The organism is Paenibacillus germinis (assembly GCF_013141785.1).
GTDB classification, from domain to species: Bacteria; Bacillota; Bacilli; order Paenibacillales; family NBRC-103111; genus Paenibacillus_E; species Paenibacillus_E phytorum.
Genome location: NZ_WHOC01000070.1, coordinates 20,649 through 40,845, shown reverse-complemented (window position 1 = coordinate 40,845; position 20,197 = coordinate 20,649). Strand labels below are relative to the sequence as shown.

Sequence of the window (20,197 nt, the reverse complement as noted above, 5' to 3'; positions counted from 1 at the left end):
TCGATGAATACACAATGTTCCTATGGTACAATAAATCGATAAAAAGGCGAAGTACAAGGGAGAGAGAAAACCTTGAAATATCGATTAATAGCACTGGATGTAGACGGAACTCTATTAAATGATGAGCATGAATTATCAGAACGCACGATTGAAACGATTCAGGAGGTACATGATCAAGGGTGCCACATTGTGCTATGTACCGGAAGAGCTCCAGCTAGCACATTGCCAATTCTTCAACAGCTCGGGCTTGAGGGAACGATGATTACGCATAATGGCGCGGCGACTGTTCACGCGGATGAGCGGGGTCAGACGTTGGTCAATGAGTTTGCTTTTACGATTTCTGAAATTGAGCCTATGTTGGATTATGTGCGGAGAGAAGGCATTCATTTCGATGTATGTACCTCTTTTAACATGTATATTGAACGGATCAGTGAGTACGAAAAACAGATGTACCAAAAGTTTCTGATCAACCCCAAACTTGTGACTAATGTATCAGAGCTTGGGCTTCCAATAGTGAAATTCACACTTTTTAGCCAGCATGAATTGGATCGCGTTCAAAAGGAATGGGAAGAACAGAAACTATACGGTCATATGCGGATGATTCGTAGTGGCGACCTCTTTATTGATGTGATGAGTGCAAAAGCCAATAAGGGCAACGCTTTGAAAGCTTTGGCTGCTACATTAGAAATTGATCCTAGTGAGATCATGGCTATCGGGAACTACTATAATGATCTGGAAATGATGGCATTCGCCGGGCTCGGCATCGCTGTGGAGAATTCGCCAGAGGGTGTGAAAGAAGCAGCGGATGCGGTGACTTCATCTAATAATGACGAGGGTGTCCGTGAGGCTATTTTGAAATACTGTTTATAATATAAAAATTCGATAAAATCCTCGATTTTTGAGGATTTTTGTCGTTTTAGGGGGTTCTTCCATATTATGACGTATGGTAGAATAAGAGAAAGAAAATTGATAACGGTGGTGTACAGATGGGGAAAAAGAAGAAAGCTTTTAGTAAAAAAGAGAAAATAATAGGGGCAATTGCTAGTACGGCGATTTTGGCTGTGCCTTTTATGGTGGCTCCTGCTCAGCAGGGGTATGCAACATCTTCTGTACCTCCTACCGCAACTCCAGTGGATAAAATACAGACGATTGTTATACCTCAGAATGGAACGAAGTATATTGATTTACTTGCATTATACGATACAAATGATATAGAGATTATTCAAAATGAGAATGAAATGGCAATTGCAAAGGGGAGCTATTCCGCTGGTTTGAATGGTATTTATGAAGTAAAGGCAGATGCTGTTCGTATTGGTAAAGCTACTTTTATGGTAACTGGCAGGAAGTACGAACCAGGGTCTGAGTCAGAGTATACCGATTTCTCGGACACTTTTGAGGTCATAGTTGTTCCCAATACGGGGAAAGCAGACGAATATAGGTTCGATATTTCCAACGTTTTTAACGTAATGAAGCAATCCCCAGATCAATATCAGTCTCAAGATCAGGTAAAGAGTCTATTGCGCAACGTAAGCCCTAAGTCCGTTATTGTGGACAGTCCAATCGAGTATGAAGTAGAAAATACCCCACCTTTTCCAATTGAAACTACTGATAGGATTCAAGGGTTCGTTGGTGAAGAGATTCCAGACTACATGATTTCACAAGCCATAGATAATTACTTTGAAGATACCGACATTCGATATGAAGGAGAAGATCAAGAGACTGATGAGCTGGATGTTATTGTCATAGATAAAAATAACGAGAACATTCAGTATGTAGAGGAATACAGCGATAGTATCCCTCCGTATCCATATGGTTATCATTTACTTCCTTTAAAAAGTGGCGATTTTGACCTTGATGTCTTGGTTATTGACCATCACGGCGGTATGACAAGAGGAAAGATTCCGTTCCACATTGAGAATCCCGAAACGATCTACTTGGACAGCGAATCAACCATGAAGGTTGACCTTCGTGACTATTTCCCAGATGGTCAGAACGTTGTTTTCAACGAAGAGTCGGAGTCAGGAAGAGTAACAATATCCGGGTCAGAAGCTACATTTTTGCCGGATGAAGTTGTTCACACTCATGTCATTTTTGCCGATTATGGAAATGAAGTTAGAGAATATCGCACATTTCGGGTAGTTCCTAAAGATCGTTTACATAATATGAATCTAATCTCTGGGAGTGAGTTAAATTTAAATCTGCCAACCTTATTATTTCCTAACCCTAATCCGAATGTGACTTTCTCTGTGTATCAGAATTATGAGTCAGTAACTGGATTAACCTATGGTATAGATTATGCACAAAAATTATCATTCAACGCATCGGCTGGCACAGAAGAAAATTCAACAATCAACGTTACAGTTACAGCGAAAGATTTAACCAACCACATAACGATTAAAGATAACTTAGAAATAAAAGTAGTCCCTTATGTGACTGAAAACGACAGTGAAACTGTAGGATTCATATCAACCAAATTATTTGGTTATGGGGTTAATAAAAATGAAGTTGCTGTTACCGAACCTTTCAGCATATACGGCATGTTTGGAAGTTATAGCACGGTAACTGCGCCTGCAGAGAGCGGAACAGGAACAACTGTGGTAACGCTGAATCATAGAGATGAAATTATTTATAAAATTCCTTTTACATATCCGATATACTAATAAGGTGACGCATGCTATCAGACGAAGTTTCTATTATTGAAGACTTAAAGCAGCAAAGATACAAGGAAGCAGAGTTGGCTGCGAAGGATCTAATAAGGGGAAACCCTTTGGAAGCACAAAACTGGGTCTTTCTAGGGGAGGCCCTAATGCATCAAGGCTACGGAGACGCTGGAAATAAAGCATTTCAACGTGCATGGCTGCTTGATCCGGAAGCAACTTGGGTCGCTCCAGTGTTGGATGCTCTCAAGGCAGTTCCTCCAGGCGATGAACGTGTCGACATCGAAGGTTTGCTTCATGTGAGGAAGGTCAGCATTACGGCAGGCATCATCTCGTATAATATGGAGGATACCATCCAGCGTTGTTTAGACTCACTTCAAGGCGCAGTCGATCATATTGTACTTATCGATTGTTCCACGGACCGCACAGCGGAACTTGCATCGGAGTATCACAATGTTACGATCATTCCTTATGAGTGGACGAATGATTTTGCCGCGGCTCGCAATACAGGATTGCTGCATATGCATACGGATTGGGTTTTTTGGATCGATGCGGACGAGTACTTAGTGAATGAAGATAGAGATGCTGTCAGAGAGGTGGCTGGTATCTATCATGATTCAGTAGTACCAACTATTTTATGTTTGTGGCAAATCAATCTGATTCAAAATAATGTGAAACATAATTTTTCACAGACTAGGTTATTTCCTCTGGGCCGTGGGCTTCGTTACTGGGGTAGGGTTCATGAACAGGTAGGGACTGAATCGGGTATATATAACAATGAAGCCGCTCGTCACAAAGTAAAGGTTAGAGTGTTCCACGATGGTTATGAGCCAGATGTAATGGCAAGCAAGCAGAAAATTGATCGGAACCTAAACTTGTTGCGAACAATGATTGAGGAAGATGCGGATAATCCAGCATGGTGGTTCTATCATGGTAGAGAACTTCTGGGAGCAGGTAAAGAAACAGATGCTGTGGAGGCTCTGATCGAAGCAGAACGAAGAGCAATACCTCACCCTCTATTTGGAAGGCTGCTTGATATCTATAAATATCTTATGGATATTTATTACCAACGGAAGGACTGGGAGCAGACTGCCGCGTACTGTATGAAAGCTTTGGATTATCAGTCAGATTTCCCTGATGCGCATTATATGCTTGCACAAGTTCGTATGAAACAAGCTGATCACCTCTATAGAGAGGCAGAAACTGGATTCAAAAAGGCAAAAGAATCATTCCACTCCTTTCGTAGTATCGTTTCTCCTGATCATGAGATTGGGGAGTGGAAGGTAGATGTAGCATTGGGAGACATTGCTCATCGTGCAGGAAAGTCTTCTGTATCAAAGACAATTTATTCAAATGTGCTAAGACAATATCCACGCCTGGTAAACATAGTTGGTCAACGACTCACAACCATAGAAGCCGAACGCCAACGCTTAAATGATCTTAGTAAATAGAAATAGGATAGTTCCATGTCATTTACCATGACGCTAGGAACTGTCCTTTTTCATTTATCCTGAATACTCATATTTTGGACGATGTTGGGACAATCTACAGAAGAATCATAAGAACTGTAGAGGAGGCGAGGAAAGTCGTGGCCGATATTATGCTTAGACCCGACCTGAAAACGGCAGGCGGAGAAGTCTGCGATATTGAGTACAATGGGGAGTTTGTCGGTACGTTAACGCTAGTCTACAGGGAATCGGATCGACTTAAAGGCTCGATTCATCTGGAGCAGCAGTCCATTACGATCGTGGACAAACAGAAGGTGTATGATTTCGTTCAGTCATACATTCAGAGTGTCATTGATGCACTGGATATTGAGGAGTGCGAGGTTTTAGTTAGTTACAGTGATTATGATTTCGTTATCGCGACAGACCATGCTTTACAACCTACTATGATCGAAGGGGAATCGCATTCATACCCCCGTCATGAACATGACGATGAGGTTGATTATGAATGGGTGAGGGACGAAACTCGATTCGATGACATTGACTCAGAGAATGCTCCAGATAAAATGGAGATGATCCAGGAACGGAAGAATCAACAGGGCTATGAGCTTGTAATTGTTGGTGAAAGTAGAAACCGTGTGGATTATCATGTTTATGATAAAGAATCGGAGCTCATTGCTGAAATTACGCTTCATATGTATGGTACTGATGTGATTGGCGATATAGCATGGAGATTCGATCCTTTTGATGAGGAAATGGACAGGGTGTCAGAGCTGATTGTCGAAGATTTCAATGAGGATGAAACGGATACGTTTATTTTTAACATGATTTATAATGGGGAAACCGTAGATACGGTGGAATTAACGCACATTGATTTATTAGATTTGGTTGATGACATAGAAGCAGATACGAGTCCTCTTTTTCCCGAGGATTATACGATTAATTTGGCAAGAGATGATGGCGATACACTCACGTATGAAATTTATCAGCAATCCTACGGTGGTTTGCCTATTGGTACTGCTACGGTGGATATTAGTTCTCGCCAGCTAACAGGATTCATTGATTTCCGCGAGCCAGGGGATTCGGATGATCGAGAGCTAATTGCGACATTATTGCTTGAAGAGTTGGATAAAGAAAAAGAGTACGAAACGTTTAATGTATCCATGCTGTATAGAAATAAGCTAATTGATGAAATATGGTTCGAAACGGATCAGTATCATTGAGTTAGCACCAAATAAAAAAGGCATGAACTTCCTTAAATGGAAGTCATGCCTTTCAGTTTAATTAAAAAGTGTTGGAAACGATGATTTGATCCAAAGGAAGACGACCTGCGGATCTTGCAGGGGAAGCAGCCAAACCTACGCTAATCAGCATAACAGGTACATAGCGTGCTGGAACGTTGAAAGCTTCAACGAATTTAGCAGCATCATAACCACCCATAGGGCAAGTGTCATAGCCCATTGCTTTTGCAGCAATCATAAGCTGCATAGCTGCTAAGGATGCGTTACGAATAGCTTCGTCACGAGCAACTTGTGGATATTGATATGCGCGTTCGATTTGAGCGGCAAGAGTGTCATAAACTTCTTTTGGCATGTGGCCAGCTTCAACTGCTGGACCAAAAGCGAGTTCTACGTTTTTATTAGCTTCAAGATCGCCTAGAATAGCGATAACAACGGAGCTTTCTACGATTTGCTTTTGTCCATATGCGATAGGAAGCAATTTCTCTTTTTGAGCTTGATCTTCAATAACGAGAAACTTCCAGTGTTGAAGATTCCATGAAGATGGTGCCTGTGACGTGGACGTCAAAAGCTGTTCCAAATCAGCTTTTGGCATTTTGTGACCAACTTGATATTGCTTTACGGAATGACGGTCTTCTAACACTTTCAAAACTTCGGATTTAACTTCTGTACTCATTAGGTTTCCCTCCAAGGATAAAATTTCTTTTTAGTGTGTGTCCATTGATTAAAAGCATTCGGTTTTATCATTTGAAAAAATTTACACTCAGTAAATCAAGTAATAACAATTACTGTAATCATAAATGTTATAGTTTAAGTTGTCAAGAGAGTCTTTCGCGATGTCGGAAAATGTTGGATAATGGAAGCAAGAAAGGGGATGTTCCTCTTGAAAATGACGCAAAAAGAGCTGAGCCACCTTATTTTTCTCTCAGAAGTCGTCTTAACCGGCAATAAGAAGAGCCTTATGGATGAGACGCTGCAATGTTTGCTCTACATTGTAAAATCACTTGAAGAGGTTGAGCTTCCCGATACCGTGGTCGATCAAATTGAAAGTCTTACTGCTCTAATTGAATCGGATTTACGTAATGAGAATGAACGGATTCAGGAGATTCGCGGTCATTTGGACTGGTCTCAAAAGGGAAGACGAAAACAGCAAGATTGATTGTGAAAAACGGTCTCTTCGTGATAGAATGTAGAGTACTGTTTTTTTCATAATTATGAGGTGATAGATATGAGCTACGATATCCCCAGAGATGTGCAAATGTTGGGGCGTGACATCCAAGAGAACCAATTAAAATATCATCACAAATCCGTTTTGATTTCCAAAGAATTTACGTTTGACAGTGCGCATCATTTGCATTGTTATGAAGGAAAATGTAAAAATCTGCACGGACATACCTATAAGCTGCAAGTTATTATGCGCGGAAAAGTGGATAGCCGGGGGATCGCTATAGATTTTGGTGATATTAAACGTATTGCAAAAGAACGTGTCGTTGACCGATTGGACCATAAATATTTGAATGATGTGCTGCCTGCTATGAATACAACCGCTGAAAATATGGTCGTCTGGATGTATGAGGAAATTCATCAAGCTTTGCTTGATGAACAACTTTATCCAGCGATCATGCTGGAAGAAATCCGGCTGTGGGAAACGCCGACTAGTTATGCGGCCATCACACGCTCGATGATGGAGGAGGATGTGTAATGCGAGATATCCGCATTCCGATGGTCGAGATCTTCGAGACGGTTGAAGGCGAAGGGACCCGTGCCGGGTTCCCGACGGTCTTCGTCCGTCTTTTTGGTTGCAACCTGCGCTGTACCTGGTGTGACACCAAGTACAGCTACCCGCCCGCGGAAGCGGAGAACGTCATGACCATTGCTGAAATTATCAGCAAGGTAGAGACGTACCACTCCCGGCATATTTGCCTTACCGGCGGCGAGCCGCTCCTGTACGGCGAGAAGTCGCTCGCGTTAATTGAAGCGCTCGCAGAGCTGGAGCAGGTCGATGACCTGCATATCGAGACGAACGGCGCGATAGATCTCGCACTGTTCGTTGAGCGTGTCGCATCGCCGAAGGTGCGCTACATCATGGACTTTAAGCTGCCCGACTCTGGCGAGATGGAGCAGATGGTCATGAGCAACTTCGCCCTGCTTCGCGAGCAGGACGAGTTGAAGTTCGTCATCGGCAGCGAGCACGACTTCCGCACTGCGGTGGAAGTGCTTGAGCAGCACCCGACGAAGGCGCTGCCGATGTTCAGCCCGGTGTGGGAAACCATGCCGCCGCGCAAGCTCGTCGAGCATATGCTTGACGCAGGCTTGTCCAAGGTGAAGCTGAACATGCAGCTGCATAAGATCATTTGGGATCCAGCAATGCGCGGCGTTTAAAGCGCGTATCACTTATTTATCTATTTTTCACAAGAAGAAAAAGAGGTGTCTATTATGAGTGCAAGCAACGAAAATAAGAAAAGAGCCGTCATCATTCTAAGTGGCGGATTAGATAGTACAACGTGTATGGGACTTGCCAAAGAAGCGGGATACGAGCTATACCCGATTTCTTTTGACTATGGGCAGCGTCATAAGATTGAAATCGAGAATGCCAAGCAAGTTGCAGAGCATTATGGAGTCGGTCATCGTCATAAAATCATCAAGCTTGATTTCTTACGCGATTTCGGAGGCAGCGCTCTAACAGACGATAGCATCGATGTTCCGAATGTTGTGGATGGTTTGACTGAAGGAGCCGAGGAAATTCCAGTTACTTATGTACCGGGTCGCAACTTGCTTTTCCTCTCGATTTCGACCTCTTACGCGGAAGTGACCGGTTCAGAAGCCATATATATCGGAGTGAATGCCCTCGATTACAGTGGATATCCGGATTGTCGTCCGGAATTTATTCATAAAGTGGAAGAAGTGATTGCCCTTGCGACCAAGGTCGGTGTGGAAGGGAAAGGGATCACGATTGAAACCCCGCTCATTGATTGGACTAAGGCACGAATTGTGCAAGAAGGGTTGAAGATCGGCGTTCCTTACGAGCTAACTACATCTTGCTACAATGGAAAAGCGGAAGCTTGCGGCGTTTGTGATAGCTGCCGTTTACGGTTGAAAGGTTTTGAAGAAGCAGGTTCAAAAGATCCAATTCCTTATTTATCATAAGTTTCCTTGTTTGAAGAAAGGCGGAGCGTTTCGTGACCAGAATCATGGTGGTGGATGATGACGCAGATATCAGAGAGCTGATTCGCGTTTATTTGGCTGGTGAAGGCTTAACAGTCATGCAGGCAAGCAATGGACAAGAAGCGCTCAGCATGCTTGAAACAACACCGGCGGATTTAGTCGTATTGGATGTCATGATGCCTTTGATGGACGGTTGGGAACTTTGTCGCGAATTAAGGGCGCAATATGCAGATTTGCCCCTTCTTATGGTGACAGCCAAAAGCGAGTCTGTCCACAAGGTGAAAGGTTTTCAGCTTGGCACGGATGACTATCTTGTGAAGCCTTTTGACCCCGTAGAGTTGGTGATGCGTGTAAAAGCTCTGCTTAAACGGTATCGGATCAACGCTTCTCAAACGATCAATCTCGGTAATGTGATTATCGATCGTACAGCATTTGAAGTGCGTTTACAGGATCAACGATTGGCGCTTCCTTTAAAAGAGTTCGAGCTTCTCTATAAGCTTTCCAGTTATCCGGCACAAATCTTCACCCGTACGCAGCTTATTGAACAGATCTGGGGTATGGATTATGAAGGTGATGACCGAACGGTTGATGTGCATATTAAACGTTTGCGAGAGCGGTTCGAACCACTGACGGAGGAATTTCGTATTACGACCATTCGTGGACTTGGGTATAGGCTCGAGGTGAATGCATGATTAAGATAAAGTCGTTATATCTGCGTGTTGTGCTGACATTTCTAGCCATTGTTGTTGTTAGTGTGTCAGTTGCCTTTCCACTAGCAACGGTCTTTTTCAGAAATCTGATTACCACAGAATTTCAAGCAGATATGCTCGCGATAGGCCGGCAGTTAGTCAAGTTGAGTGAAGACATTCAGCCGAAGAATCTTGATTCTTTTGTGGCAGGAAGCAACCGCTTAAATGATAACTACCTCTTGACTTTATTTTACGAAAACGGAGAGCCGGCGACGGCGATCACTTTAGACAAAAAAGGGAATCCTCTTATTGAAGCATCGGAAGTGTCCTATGTTCTTCATGGCAGCATTTATAAAAGCCTAGACTATGGGATGCCCAAAGATCCATTTAATCGGATTAAGGTTGGACTGCCTCTCCAAGTTGATGGTAAAACTTTTGCCCTTTTCATTCATCCAAACTTCTCCGAGGTAGCTCGTCGTCAAGTGCAGACAGCTGTCATTACTGTACTTCTCATCGTACTTATTGTCGGTAGTTTACTCATTCTCATCGCATCTCGCTATCTGGTAAATCCATTAAAGAAGCTGACGCTGGCTACGGAACGGCTAGCTCGAGGCAATTTCAATGTGCATGTTTCTGTGAAGCAAAAGGATGAACTAGGGCAGCTAGCTCAAAGCTTTAATCATATGGCTGGGGAGCTGAAGCAGTTGGAACAAATGCGGCAAGACTTTGTTTCGAACGTTTCCCATGAGATCCAGTCCCCTCTAACGTCGATTCGGGGCTTTTCCAAAGCACTAAGGGGTTCAGAAATTGACGAGACAGAGCGTGTACGTTACTTGGAAATCATTGAACGTGAGAGTGAGCGATTATCTCGCCTCAGTGATAATTTATTGAAGCTGGCCTCTCTAGAATCGGAGCATCATCCTTTTCACCCAACCACATACGATTTGGATGAACAGCTGCGTAGAATTGTTGTTTTTTATGAGCCCCAGTGGTCAGAGAAACAGCTTGATATGGATTTGTCTTTACCAAGAGTGAAAATATCGGCGGATGCGGATCAATTAAGTCAGGTTTGGATGAATTTAATTGGAAACGCAGTCAAATTTACACCTCCTAATGGACACATTTACGTGAAACTTGTTCCACTAAGAGATCGTGTACAGGTATGGATCCAAGATAATGGAATTGGGATTCCAGAGGAAGATCAAGGACGAATATTTGATCGATTCTACAAAGTAGATCAGTCAAGGCAGCGTGATGGTGGAAGCGGGCTCGGGCTTGCTATTGCCAGGAAAATTATCGATGTGCACGAAGGTTCAGTTGAGGTTCAAAGCGAACAAGGTAAAGGAACTTTATTCTTGGTAACTCTACCGATATTGACTTATTTACCCAAAAAAATGTGAAAATTAATGAAAAACTTGGATGCCTCATGCCAAGTTTTTTTGTTTGTTCATATTGGGTTCATATTCAGAATGTATCTTAAACGTAGTCAGTTAATGAGGGGAGTACAGGAATGAATCGATTAACACAGTTTTCCATGAAGAATGTCTCGGCATTATTCATTATCATGATCATGCTTTTTGTAGGCGGATTTTATTCATCCACGCAGCTTAAAGTAGAGAACATGCCAAACGTTTCTTTTCCAGTAGTTGCTGTAACAACTACCTATACAGGAGCGCCAAAGGATGTCATGGATGAAATTACGGCTCCTATTGAAGAAAAGCTAGCGAATATTGAAGACTTAGATTCCATGTCTTCAACTTCGAGTGATAATTTCTCCATGATTATCATTATGTTTAAGCAAAATGTAGATATTGATAAGAAAAAGCAGGCCGTTCAAGACATGCTGGCTGAAGTATCTCTTCCAGCAACGGCAGGTGCGCCTAAAGCCTCCACTTTTGGTGCGGCATCATTCCCTTCGAATTACTTAGTCGCTTATGCGAAGGACGGGGTAAGCCAAACAGAGCTCGACAAGTCTTTTAAAGATAAAATCAAGCCAGGTCTTGAAGGAATTAAAGGGATCGACCATATGGACGTTATTGGTGCCAGAAGCACATCGCTCGATATTGAGCTGGATGCTGCTGCACTTGATGTATATGGATTGTCACCGGCTCTAGTGAGCAATGCGATTACTTCCGCCGCGACGAAGAGTCCGATCGGTAGTGTAGAAATTAGCGGCAACAATAAGATGACTCGTGTCACTGGCAATTTATCAAGCTTGTACGAATTGGAAAAGGTCGAAATCACCACACCTAAAGGAGATATCGTAACACTAGATCAAGTCTCCAAGGTAAAGGCGATAACGGAATCTGATTTCAATGGTAGACTGGATGGCAAGCCGGCTATTGGTATGATTTTGTACAAAGCAGGCAGTGCAAATGCGGTTGATTTCTCAGGATCCATCGAGAAGCTTATTCATGAGTGGGAAACATCACTGCCCAACATTACGTTCAAAAATACTTATGATAGTGCAGATCAAATTAAAGAGTCCATTACAGGACTTGTACGTGAAGGAGTTGTAGGGGCGATATTGGCTTCCTTGATGATTCTCATTTTCTTGAGGAACATCCGGATGACACTCATTGTTCTCGTCTCGATTCCACTTTCCATTTTGATCACATTGTTATTGATGTCGACATTAGACTTAACGCTTAATACGATGACTCTCGGCGGTATTTTTATCGCAGTAGGTCGTGTAGTCGATGATTCTATTGTTGTTATTGAAAATATATATGCCTCATTGGAAAAAGCGCAAGAACGCAAAGAATCCGTCATCGCCTTGGCAACGAAGCAGGTTTCGATGGCTATTACGTCCTCAACTTTGGCAACTGTAGGGGTTTTTGCTCCACTTGCTCTGGTAACGGGTGTTGTGGGAGGGTTCTTTAGACCTTTTGCCTTAACGATTGCTTGTGCCCTTTTATCTTCCTTAATTGTAGCTTTAACGGTTATTCCAATGCTCGCTAAATTGCTCGTTCTTCGTAGTAAGCCGGGTAAAGGGCATCATGATGAATCAAAGCCAACTAAACTAACAACATTTTACGAAAAAGCATTGACATGGAGTTTGAAAAATCGGATTAAAACATTGTTGATTTCAGGGCTAATGCTTGTGGTAACCATTGCGGCGACGGTACCGTTTCTATCGGTTTCGTTCTTGCCTAGTACGAAGCCAGCGAAAACAATGTACTTCCAGATCAAAATGCCGTATGCGACATCTTTTGAAGCTACAGATACGAAAACGAAAGAAATTGAAACCGTCTTGCTAGATACGAAAGATTCCAATGGCGAGCCCGTTTTCAAATTCGTTGAAGCGTTAGTCGGTTATGCAGGCAAAGATGACGAACGGACGCCATATGCTTCGCAAATTTTTGTCCAAGTGAATGATAAAGTAGATCCGAATCAAGTAAAAGATGAAATGAAAGCTTATATACTCTCTGAGCTGCCAAGCGGATCCGAAGTAGAGCCTAAAGCCATGGAAGGGGATTTCGGTGTTTCATCCACTGATTTTGCCTATACCTTGCAAGGTGAGGATCAGCTTCAATTAGAGAAAGCAGCCAGTTTGGTTAAAGAGAAGCTAAATACATTCACTGAGCTTAGTGAAGTTGAGGATAACCTGAGTGATGCCAAAACAGAAATAGAAATTGCTGTGGATCAGAAAAAAGCGAGAGCATACGGATTAAGCTCATCGACCGTTCGTGATACCGCACGTACGTGGATTCAAAAGCAAAATCTAGGAGACATGAAATTCGATAATATCGTTTATACAACAACGGTATCGTTAGACAAATCAGATAAAGATACACTAGAAAAATTAGGTAATATTCCATTGACCGGAGCGAATGGTTCAAGGGTCTTATTAAAGGAAGTAGCTAAGGTCAGTGAAACAAAAGGCGCTGCATCACTTGCACGTGAGGAACAGCAGCAGCTTGTGAAAGTAACAGCAAAAATCAATTCTGCAGATAAGACAGGTGTGAGCGCCAAGCTTAGCGCAGCTTTGAAAGATATTCAGTTGCCTGAAGGCGTAACACCAAAAATAAGTGGTGTTTCGGATGATGTGAATGAAAGCTTCATGCAGTTGTTCATCGCGATGGCTGCCGCCATATTCGTGGTTTACTTGATTATGGTATTGGCCTTTGGAAACGCAAGTGCACCATTCGCTATCTTGTTCTCTCTACCGCTTGCTGTTATTGGGGGTCTTCTAGGACTTGTCATAGCAAGAGAGCCGTTAACCGTAACCTCTATGATTGGTTTCCTTATGCTTATTGGGATCGTAGTGACGAATGCGATTGTACTAATTGATCGTGCACAACAACTGCGCGAAGAAGGATACACGGTACGTCATGCTCTAATTGAAGCGGGGAAAGTAAGACTTCGTCCCATTATTATGACGGCTGGAGCTACAATTATGGCATTGGTACCTCTTGCGCTTGGAATTTCTGGAGAAGGCGGATTAATCGGTAAAGGACTGGGTGTAGTCGTTATCGGTGGTTTGATTACCTCTACGCTATTGACTCTAGTTGTCGTACCGATTGTGTACGAATTGATTGAAAGTATAAAGAACCGTATGGGTCGTTTGTTCAATCGCAAAAAAGGAAACGAAAAAACAACAATAAGTACGTTAGATGTATAAGGAGGCACATAGATGATTAACGATAGTTCGCGGAAACGTAAATTCAAATCCCGTTCGATGGGGGTGATCGTGTTATTGACCGCAGCAGCGGTCTTAGCGTCAGCCTGTTCCGCCCCAGGCGCAAAAGGGGCTGCAACGGTACAGTTAGCACCAAAGGCAATTAAAACGGATGTCATAAAGAAGCAAAAAATTAGCAATCCGATCGAACAAGTTGCTGATGTAGCGGCAGGAACGACGCTTGATGTAGTATCGAAAGCGGGCGGTGAAGTAACGGAAGTACTTAAAAAGCGAGGAGAGTATGTTGAGAAGGGTGAAGTCCTCTTCGTTATTGATAATAAAGATGCCTTATCTGCCAAAAGGAAAAGTGAGCTATCTGTAAGAAGTGCCCAAGAATCCTTGCAGCAAGCAAAGGATAGTAAAGTTAATAACCGCAAGGACTTGGCGGACAATGTAACTAGATCGCAAACGGCACTCAAGAATGCTGAGCAGGAATATAACAAAGTTCGTAATGAATATGACGCAGGAATTGCCGTTCAACATCAAGTGGATCAATCCAAACAAGCACTGGATAGCGCTCAGATGAATCTAGATGCTGCACAAAGCAAGCTTTCAGCTTTTGATAACTCCGATTCGATTTCGGCTATTCAAACGCAGGCTGAGTCCGCAAGTCTAAACTTAGAAGATGCGACTCGTTCTTTAGAGAACTATCAAGTAAAGGCACCTGGTAACGGCATACTTACCGATTTCAATGTCGTGGTTGGGCAAACAGTAGCTGCCGCTGCAGGGAAAGTTGGGCAAGTCCAACAGATTGATCCGATCAAAATCAAAACAGAGCTTACGGAAACGAATTTCCTACTTGTTAAAGGAAAGCAAGAACTCATTTACTATAATCCGGATTCGCCTGATAAAAAAGGAACAGCTAAAATTAGCTACTTAGCACCTATTATGAGTGCAGCGACAAAAACGTATACGTTAGAACTGGAAGTTCCAAATAGCGATCATCTGCTTCAGCCTGGTAATCGATTCATGGTACAGCTTACGACTGAAACGGAAGAACAAGTAATTGCTATTCCTACATTAAGCATCATTCGCGAAGAGTCCGATACCATCGTCTATGTTCAGCAAGGTGACCAATATCAGAAACGGAAAGTGAAATTGGGACGCATTAATGGAGAGTATCAAGAAGTAATTGAAGGCGTGAAAGACGGCGAGAAATTGGTTACTGCCGGACAGAACACTCTGAAAGACGGACAAAAAGTAGACACTGCAAGTGCTAGCGCGGGGCCGCAAGCGACAACAACACCAGCAGCTAAATAGACATCAGCGAAACTTCACAATAAGGAGAGTACTTATATGAAAAACAAACCATGGAAATATAGTCTGACAGCTATCATGCTAGGAGCAATGATAGTTCAAGGAGGCACAGCCGTATGGGCGGCAGACTCGACGACGCCTGTCGTCTCTGCACCAACTGTCAATTACGGATTGACACCTGATATACGTGCCGCGATTAAAAGTGCAGCTGTGACGCCAACTGCGTCAGGTTCACAACTTGCGGTTACTGTTCGCTTATATAACGGAGGCGCCGTACAGAATAGAGTTCCCGAACACGAGCTTCGTGTTCAAACCGCTAGTGGCGTTTCGTATACATTGAAACCAAGTGCGAGCAATAAAGAAGCTTTGCAGCCCAAAGAAATCGGCGAACTTGTATATATGACTACCGTTGATAGCAAGGAAATTGGTCAAATTGAGCAGTTATCTTTCGTCAATGTGGATATCTATTCTTATCCAAAGGTGGAAACTACACTGCTAGCAATGCCAACTAAATCCGTGTGGTATGGCGGTACGGGAAATACGGCTTTGCAGAGCCTCGAAAACTTAGCATGGGGTCAAGCATTCACTATACCTGGGGTTAATTCAGGACTGACGTATTCACCAGTCGAAGTTTCAATGCAAAATACGGCATCAGGCCGCGTGGCAGTTGTGACGGTGTTGGCTAGTAATCCTGGAGCGGGGCGGGAAACGGTTCCTGCTTTCCGAATAGACGCACAGTCCGAGCAGAAGAGCTATGAAGGCAAACGTTCCGAAGTAGACCCGGTGACATTGGAGGCTGGCGAAAAGAAATACATTCATTTTGCGATTCCAGTGGAAAATGGTGTGACATTGTCTAACCTTCTCGTTCTATCGACGGATTCGTTTGTACCCAAAGGTGGAGGTCAAGCCACAATGCTAGCAACAGGTAAACTAGCTATCGCATGGCCGAAAGAGCAAGGGAATTCAGCTGCAGCGCCTTACACAATTGGTCAGCCGATCACATTTGATGCTTTGACCAAAGTTGTTGATAAGTCAACAGAAGTATCGCTTATGGAGCTTCATCTCCATGAGAATCCAGGTGAAGGCTACCAAACTGCTGTAGCTAAGTTCAAATTAACGAATACGAGTACGACACCTACAGCTACTCCTGCTTTCCTATCGGAATTGGTCAATGCACAGGGTGTTACTTATCAAGGTTCCCGTCAAACGAATGTAACGACGATGCTAAATCCTGGTTTAAGCTACGTGGTAAGCTACTCCTACATTGTGCCGCAAACCGAAGAGAGCACTAGCTTCTCGTTAAAACTGCTCGATTCAGTGGCTGCTGCACCTTTTACAACAACGATTGCAGCGCTGCAAACGGATGTACAGAAGGAAGAAGCGGATTCTACCATTTCCTTATATCCATTTGATTTGACGTTCAATGATGTAACAGTGAGCACACAGACGACTGCTCAATTAACGTATACGTACAAGTTCCGGCTTGATTTGGACATTAAACAGAAAGAAAATGTCGTGGTTGACAACAACTTCTCGAAATTGAAGTTTGAAATTGTTGATAACGCCGGACGTGTTGTCGGTTCTAAGGACGCTTCCTTCACAGGTGTAAATAAATTAATCAGTGGGAAACAATTGCTGGATGCTACGAATATTACAACGGATCAATTCAGCTATCCTTTCACGGTAAATGTGTATGAAACAATCGAAACGCAGAATGGAACGGCTAAACGCTTATTGAAAGTAATCAAATAAATTCATCCAGCCAAATAAGAAAATAAGCACCCTACTGGGTGCTTATTTCTATTCATCGCTACAGACGAGCTTTAACGGACTTTGCATAGTCGGAAGGCGGCATACCTACGGTTTTCTTGAAATCTCTTGAAAAATAGTGAATGCTGGCGTACCCCAACATGGCTGCAATCTCTGTAAAATTATAACGCCCATCTCTAATAAATGTTTTGGCTTGTTCAATTTTGAGGGACTTGAAGGCTTCCAAGACGCCGGTCTGCATCTGAGATTGGAAAAGCTCCTTTAATCGACTTTTACCCAAGTGAAACGTTTGGCATAAATGGTCTTGCGTGAAGGATTGAGAGAGATTGGCTTTCAAATATTCCATGATTTGCTGAACGATTCGTTGTTCGGCTTTTTCTTTTTGAAGCGATGATTGCTTGTATTTCATAGAATCTGGCGTGGAAGCCTGCTCTTGATTCCGAATGAGTGTGATTAACAAAACCTCTAAATAGGATTTGATCATTTGTTCGCTGGCAAAAGGCGCATGCGGGTTTCTTTCCAAATGATGAACGGTTGGTTTGTCAAAAGGGGGGAGGAACGCCTGAAACCCTTCTTGGATAATGAGGGATAGGATATTTCTTTCCCGGTCTCCTAATGCCAGAATCTTTTTCTCGAAAATAGTCATGGCAGGAGACGTGCATTCGAAGCATATGACAATAAGGTTTGGCGGTGTATGCTCGTGCTTAACGCTAACCGTATGGAATTCCTCTGGTTTGTGAAAGATCATATTTCCTTGATGTAGGGTATGAATGTGATCATCGGCTCGAACTTCAACTTCTCCTTTGTCCACGTAAAGAATCTCCCAGAAGTCATGCTGTTCTCCGTCAAATACAAATCCCTTTGCATACTCGAAATAATGAAAGGAAAAGAGGGTTTGAATGGTAAGTGATTCCTGTAGTTGTATACTTGGGAAATCCATGCTGCTCGTCCTCTCTCAGGGTGGTTCTTGTTCCAAACTCATTTTTAATCTCATTTTACCATATCCGTTTTTGCAAAAGTGCAAATAAATCGGCTTTTTGGATAAATCTTATCGAGCGTGGCTCTTTTATAATAAAGGGAAGAGACGGAGGAGATAACAATGAAAAAAGGGATTAATATTTGGTCATTTCCAGGCTCCATGAAGGTAGAACAATGTATCACAGTAGCCAAGGATGCTGGATTCGACGGTATCGAACTGGCTTTGAACGAGACAGGTCAATTAAGTTTGGAAAGCAATGAAAGCGAAATCAAGGAATACCGTAAAATTGCAGAAGATCAGGGCATTGCGCTCTCGAGTTTAGCCAGTGGATTATACTGGTCATATTCTTTAACAAGCGGACATGCACAAACGCGTCAGAAAGCGAAAGATATTGTCAAGAAACAATTGGAGAGCGCTGCTATTTTGGGCGTAGATACAATTCTGGTTGTGCCAGGTGCTGTTGGCGTTGATTTCATTCCTGATTCTGAAGTGGTTCCATATGATCAAGCTTATGACTACGCTTTGGAAGGCATAAGTGAGCTTTCTCAATTAGCTGAATCCTTGAAAGTTTCCATCGGTATAGAAAATGTATGGAACAAGTTTCTACTTTCGCCGCTTGAAATGAGGGATTTTATCGATAAAGTTAATTCCCCTTATGTAGGTTCTTATTTTGACGTAGGAAATGTCCTGTACAGCGGTTATCCGGAGCATTGGATTTCCATTTTAAATAATCGTATCAAAAAAGTGCATTTCAAAGATTACCGCCGCGCCGCAGGGGGCTTGCATGGTTTTGTTGATCTTCTTGCCGGTGATGTGAATTATCCAGAGGTTATGAAAGCTCTTCAAGCTATCGGGTATGACGATTATGTCATTGCCGAAATGATTCCAGGTTATACGCATCATGGTGAACAGATTATTTATAATACATCGGGTGCTATGGACGCCATCCTAGGGAGGAAGTAATCAACATGCTAAGAATCGGATTAATTGGATTAGGCTTTATGGGTAGAACTCATCTGGAAAATTACGTTCGACTGGAGTCAGAAGGAGTTCCCATTCAAGTTGTGGCTTTGTGCGATATTGACAATGAGAAGCTCGAAGGTCGCGCGGCTGCAGGCAACATCGATACGGGTTCATCTGGCATTGACTTCGGTCGTTACAATAAATATACAAGTGTAACCGAAATGCTGGAGAAGGAACAGCTTGATTACGTGGATATTGCACTTCCTACTTATCTACACAGAGATATTGCGGTTCAATGTTTGAATCATGGTCTTCATGTTTTGTGTGAAAAACCGATGGCGCTGAATGCTGCGGAATGTAAAGATATGATTCAAGCAGCCGAAGCCAATGGAAAGCAGCTGATGATAGGTCAATGCTTGAGATTCTGGCCGGCCTATGTATATCTGAAGCAGGTGGTTGAAGAGAACACGTTTGGTCAGGCACTTGGTGGTTATTTCTACCGCGGGGGAGCAACTCCGACCTGGGGGCCATGGCTTATAGAGAAGGAGAAAAGCGGCGGAGCCTTGCTAGATATGCACGTTCATGACATTGATATGATTAATTGGTTGTTCGGTAAGCCTGAATCCGTATCCTGTTTGGCACGAAATGTCGTTCCCGGCAGCGGATATGATGTGGTTTCTGCCAACTATCTGTATGAAGATGGCAAAGTCATCAATGCTCAAGCAGATTGGACTCTTGAAGGCGATTATGGCTTCGATATGCAGTTCCGAGTTAATTTTGAAAAAGGCAATATCGTTTTCAAAGATAATTCCTTACAAGTAAATGTGAATGAAGGAAAAGGCTTCAGTCCAGAATTATCCGCGGAAATGGGCTACTATAACGAGCTTAAATATTTTATTGAGACGTTACTTTCAGGTGAAAGTATTTCTATCGCGACTCCGTCCAGTACGATGGATAGCATTGAAATTGCAGTGGCTGAAATCGAATCTGCGGACAACCGTGGTGCATGGGTTAGCGTTAAATAGATTGGTATGTATGAAAAACCTTGGAAATCATTATGATTTCCAAGGTTTTTTGTGAGTTTTTTAGTTGCCTGGATGTTTATTTGCATCATCAATGCCGTTATTACTGTTGTTTTTATTCTTGTTGCTGTTTTTACCTTTGTTTTGTGGATTGTTTTGACTTTTTTGTTGGTTCGACATTAGCCCACGTCCCTTGGTTGTATTTTAAAACCTTCATTATTGTGAGCAGTCCAACGCTTCTTATTCATTGATTTTAAAATGGGAGTAAGTAGCATTTGACTGCAATCGCTTACGTATCCTAAACTAATAGCATTTGAATGGAGAAAGTGTA

Annotated in this window: 17 protein-coding genes; 15 read left to right on the top strand and 2 right to left on the bottom strand. The window is 42.8% G+C overall.

What is annotated here, in order from left to right; all coding sequences use genetic code 11:
* Positions 1–72: 72 nt before the first annotated feature.
* The 4 genes from GC102_RS13545 (at position 73) to GC102_RS13530 (ending at position 5,325) form a co-directional block, all read left to right on the top strand.
* The gene (locus GC102_RS13545) at positions 73–870 is read left to right on the top strand and encodes a Cof-type HAD-IIB family hydrolase (RefSeq protein ID WP_171690018.1); all 798 of its coding nucleotides are present in this window, start codon (positions 73–75) and stop codon (positions 868–870) included.
* A gap of 116 nt (positions 871–986) precedes the next feature.
* Entirely contained in the window at positions 987–2,660 is a 1,674-nt protein-coding gene (locus GC102_RS13540; protein WP_171690017.1) for a hypothetical protein, read from the top strand.
* Positions 2,661–2,806: 146 nt separating this feature from the next.
* On the top strand, positions 2,807–4,108 hold the full coding sequence (locus tag GC102_RS13535; protein WP_171690016.1) for a glycosyltransferase: 1,302 nt from the start codon (positions 2,807–2,809) through the stop codon (positions 4,106–4,108).
* A gap of 137 nt (positions 4,109–4,245) precedes the next feature.
* Positions 4,246–5,325, top strand: coding sequence for a hypothetical protein (locus tag GC102_RS13530; RefSeq protein WP_171690015.1), 1,080 nt, complete (start codon positions 4,246–4,248; stop codon positions 5,323–5,325).
* 61 nt (positions 5,326–5,386) lie between these two features.
* Here GC102_RS13530 and GC102_RS13525 read toward each other — a convergent pair whose 3' ends face one another.
* Entirely contained in the window at positions 5,387–6,016 is a 630-nt protein-coding gene (locus GC102_RS13525; protein WP_171690014.1) for a nitroreductase family protein, read from the bottom strand.
* A gap of 213 nt (positions 6,017–6,229) precedes the next feature.
* Here GC102_RS13525 and GC102_RS13520 point away from each other — a divergent pair, with 213 nt between their 5' ends.
* From GC102_RS13520 to GC102_RS13480, 9 genes are all read left to right on the top strand, one after another.
* Entirely contained in the window at positions 6,230–6,499 is a 270-nt protein-coding gene (locus GC102_RS13520; RefSeq protein ID WP_246320912.1) for a hypothetical protein, read from the top strand.
* 69 nt (positions 6,500–6,568) lie between these two features.
* Positions 6,569–7,042: a 6-carboxytetrahydropterin synthase QueD gene (gene queD / locus GC102_RS13515; RefSeq protein ID WP_171690012.1), complete on the top strand. Its 474-nt coding sequence runs from the start codon at positions 6,569–6,571 to the stop codon at positions 7,040–7,042.
* Positions 7,042–7,722: a 7-carboxy-7-deazaguanine synthase QueE gene (locus GC102_RS13510; RefSeq protein ID WP_171690011.1), complete on the top strand. Its 681-nt coding sequence runs from the start codon at positions 7,042–7,044 to the stop codon at positions 7,720–7,722. Before queD ends, GC102_RS13510 begins: the two co-directional genes overlap by 1 nt.
* Before the next feature lie 54 nt (positions 7,723–7,776).
* Positions 7,777–8,487 (top strand): 7-cyano-7-deazaguanine synthase QueC, encoded by a 711-nt coding sequence (gene queC, locus GC102_RS13505; RefSeq protein ID WP_171690010.1) that lies wholly within the window; start codon positions 7,777–7,779, stop codon positions 8,485–8,487.
* A 32-nt stretch (positions 8,488–8,519) separates the two neighbouring features.
* Positions 8,520–9,197, top strand: coding sequence for a response regulator transcription factor (locus GC102_RS13500; RefSeq protein WP_171690009.1), 678 nt, complete (start codon positions 8,520–8,522; stop codon positions 9,195–9,197).
* Positions 9,194–10,594: a sensor histidine kinase gene (locus GC102_RS13495; RefSeq protein ID WP_171690008.1), complete on the top strand. Its 1,401-nt coding sequence runs from the start codon at positions 9,194–9,196 to the stop codon at positions 10,592–10,594. The genes GC102_RS13500 and GC102_RS13495 overlap by 4 nt, the downstream gene beginning before the upstream one ends.
* A gap of 110 nt (positions 10,595–10,704) precedes the next feature.
* Complete coding sequence (locus GC102_RS13490; RefSeq protein ID WP_171690007.1) at positions 10,705–13,818, top strand: efflux RND transporter permease subunit; 3,114 nt, start codon at positions 10,705–10,707, stop codon at positions 13,816–13,818.
* Between the two features lie 12 nt (positions 13,819–13,830).
* Complete coding sequence (locus tag GC102_RS13485; protein ID WP_171690006.1) at positions 13,831–15,135, top strand: efflux RND transporter periplasmic adaptor subunit; 1,305 nt, start codon at positions 13,831–13,833, stop codon at positions 15,133–15,135.
* 36 nt (positions 15,136–15,171) lie between these two features.
* Positions 15,172–16,884 (top strand): hypothetical protein, encoded by a 1,713-nt coding sequence (locus tag GC102_RS13480; RefSeq protein WP_171690005.1) that lies wholly within the window; start codon positions 15,172–15,174, stop codon positions 16,882–16,884.
* Between the two features lie 58 nt (positions 16,885–16,942).
* Here GC102_RS13480 and GC102_RS13475 read toward each other — a convergent pair whose 3' ends face one another.
* Entirely contained in the window at positions 16,943–17,842 is a 900-nt protein-coding gene (locus GC102_RS13475; protein WP_171690004.1) for an AraC family transcriptional regulator, read from the bottom strand.
* A 159-nt stretch (positions 17,843–18,001) separates the two neighbouring features.
* Here GC102_RS13475 and GC102_RS13470 point away from each other — a divergent pair, with 159 nt between their 5' ends.
* Positions 18,002–18,844, top strand: a complete 843-nt coding sequence (locus GC102_RS13470; RefSeq protein WP_171690003.1) for a sugar phosphate isomerase/epimerase family protein — start codon at positions 18,002–18,004, stop codon at positions 18,842–18,844.
* Positions 18,845–18,849: 5 nt separating this feature from the next.
* Complete coding sequence (locus GC102_RS13465) at positions 18,850–19,869, top strand: Gfo/Idh/MocA family protein (protein WP_171690002.1); 1,020 nt, start codon at positions 18,850–18,852, stop codon at positions 19,867–19,869.
* The last annotated feature ends 328 nt before the right edge of the window (positions 19,870–20,197 follow it).

What these genes read in the sequence shown, in the direction of transcription:
- GC102_RS13525 (WP_171690014.1), bottom strand. Translation starts at nt 6,016, where the DNA reads ATGAGTACAGAAGTTAAATCCGAAGTTTTGAAAGTGTTAGAAGACCGT.
- GC102_RS13510 (WP_171690011.1), top strand. Translation starts at nt 7,042, where the DNA reads ATGCGAGATATCCGCATTCCGATGGTCGAGATCTTCGAGACGGTTGAA.
- GC102_RS13470 (WP_171690003.1), top strand. Translation starts at nt 18,002, where the DNA reads ATGAAAAAAGGGATTAATATTTGGTCATTTCCAGGCTCCATGAAGGTA.
- GC102_RS13540 (WP_171690017.1), top strand. Translation starts at nt 987, where the DNA reads ATGGGGAAAAAGAAGAAAGCTTTTAGTAAAAAAGAGAAAATAATAGGG.
- GC102_RS13485 (WP_171690006.1), top strand. Translation starts at nt 13,831, where the DNA reads ATGATTAACGATAGTTCGCGGAAACGTAAATTCAAATCCCGTTCGATG.
- GC102_RS13465 (WP_171690002.1), top strand. Translation starts at nt 18,850, where the DNA reads ATGCTAAGAATCGGATTAATTGGATTAGGCTTTATGGGTAGAACTCAT.
- GC102_RS13480 (WP_171690005.1), top strand. Translation starts at nt 15,172, where the DNA reads ATGAAAAACAAACCATGGAAATATAGTCTGACAGCTATCATGCTAGGA.
- queD (WP_171690012.1), top strand. Translation starts at nt 6,569, where the DNA reads ATGAGCTACGATATCCCCAGAGATGTGCAAATGTTGGGGCGTGACATC.
- GC102_RS13495 (WP_171690008.1), top strand. Translation starts at nt 9,194, where the DNA reads ATGATTAAGATAAAGTCGTTATATCTGCGTGTTGTGCTGACATTTCTA.
- GC102_RS13475 (WP_171690004.1), bottom strand. Translation starts at nt 17,842, where the DNA reads ATGGATTTCCCAAGTATACAACTACAGGAATCACTTACCATTCAAACC.
- GC102_RS13520 (WP_246320912.1), top strand. Translation starts at nt 6,230, where the DNA reads ATGACGCAAAAAGAGCTGAGCCACCTTATTTTTCTCTCAGAAGTCGTC.
- GC102_RS13535 (WP_171690016.1), top strand. Translation starts at nt 2,807, where the DNA reads ATGCATCAAGGCTACGGAGACGCTGGAAATAAAGCATTTCAACGTGCA.
- GC102_RS13490 (WP_171690007.1), top strand. Translation starts at nt 10,705, where the DNA reads ATGAATCGATTAACACAGTTTTCCATGAAGAATGTCTCGGCATTATTC.
- queC (WP_171690010.1), top strand. Translation starts at nt 7,777, where the DNA reads ATGAGTGCAAGCAACGAAAATAAGAAAAGAGCCGTCATCATTCTAAGT.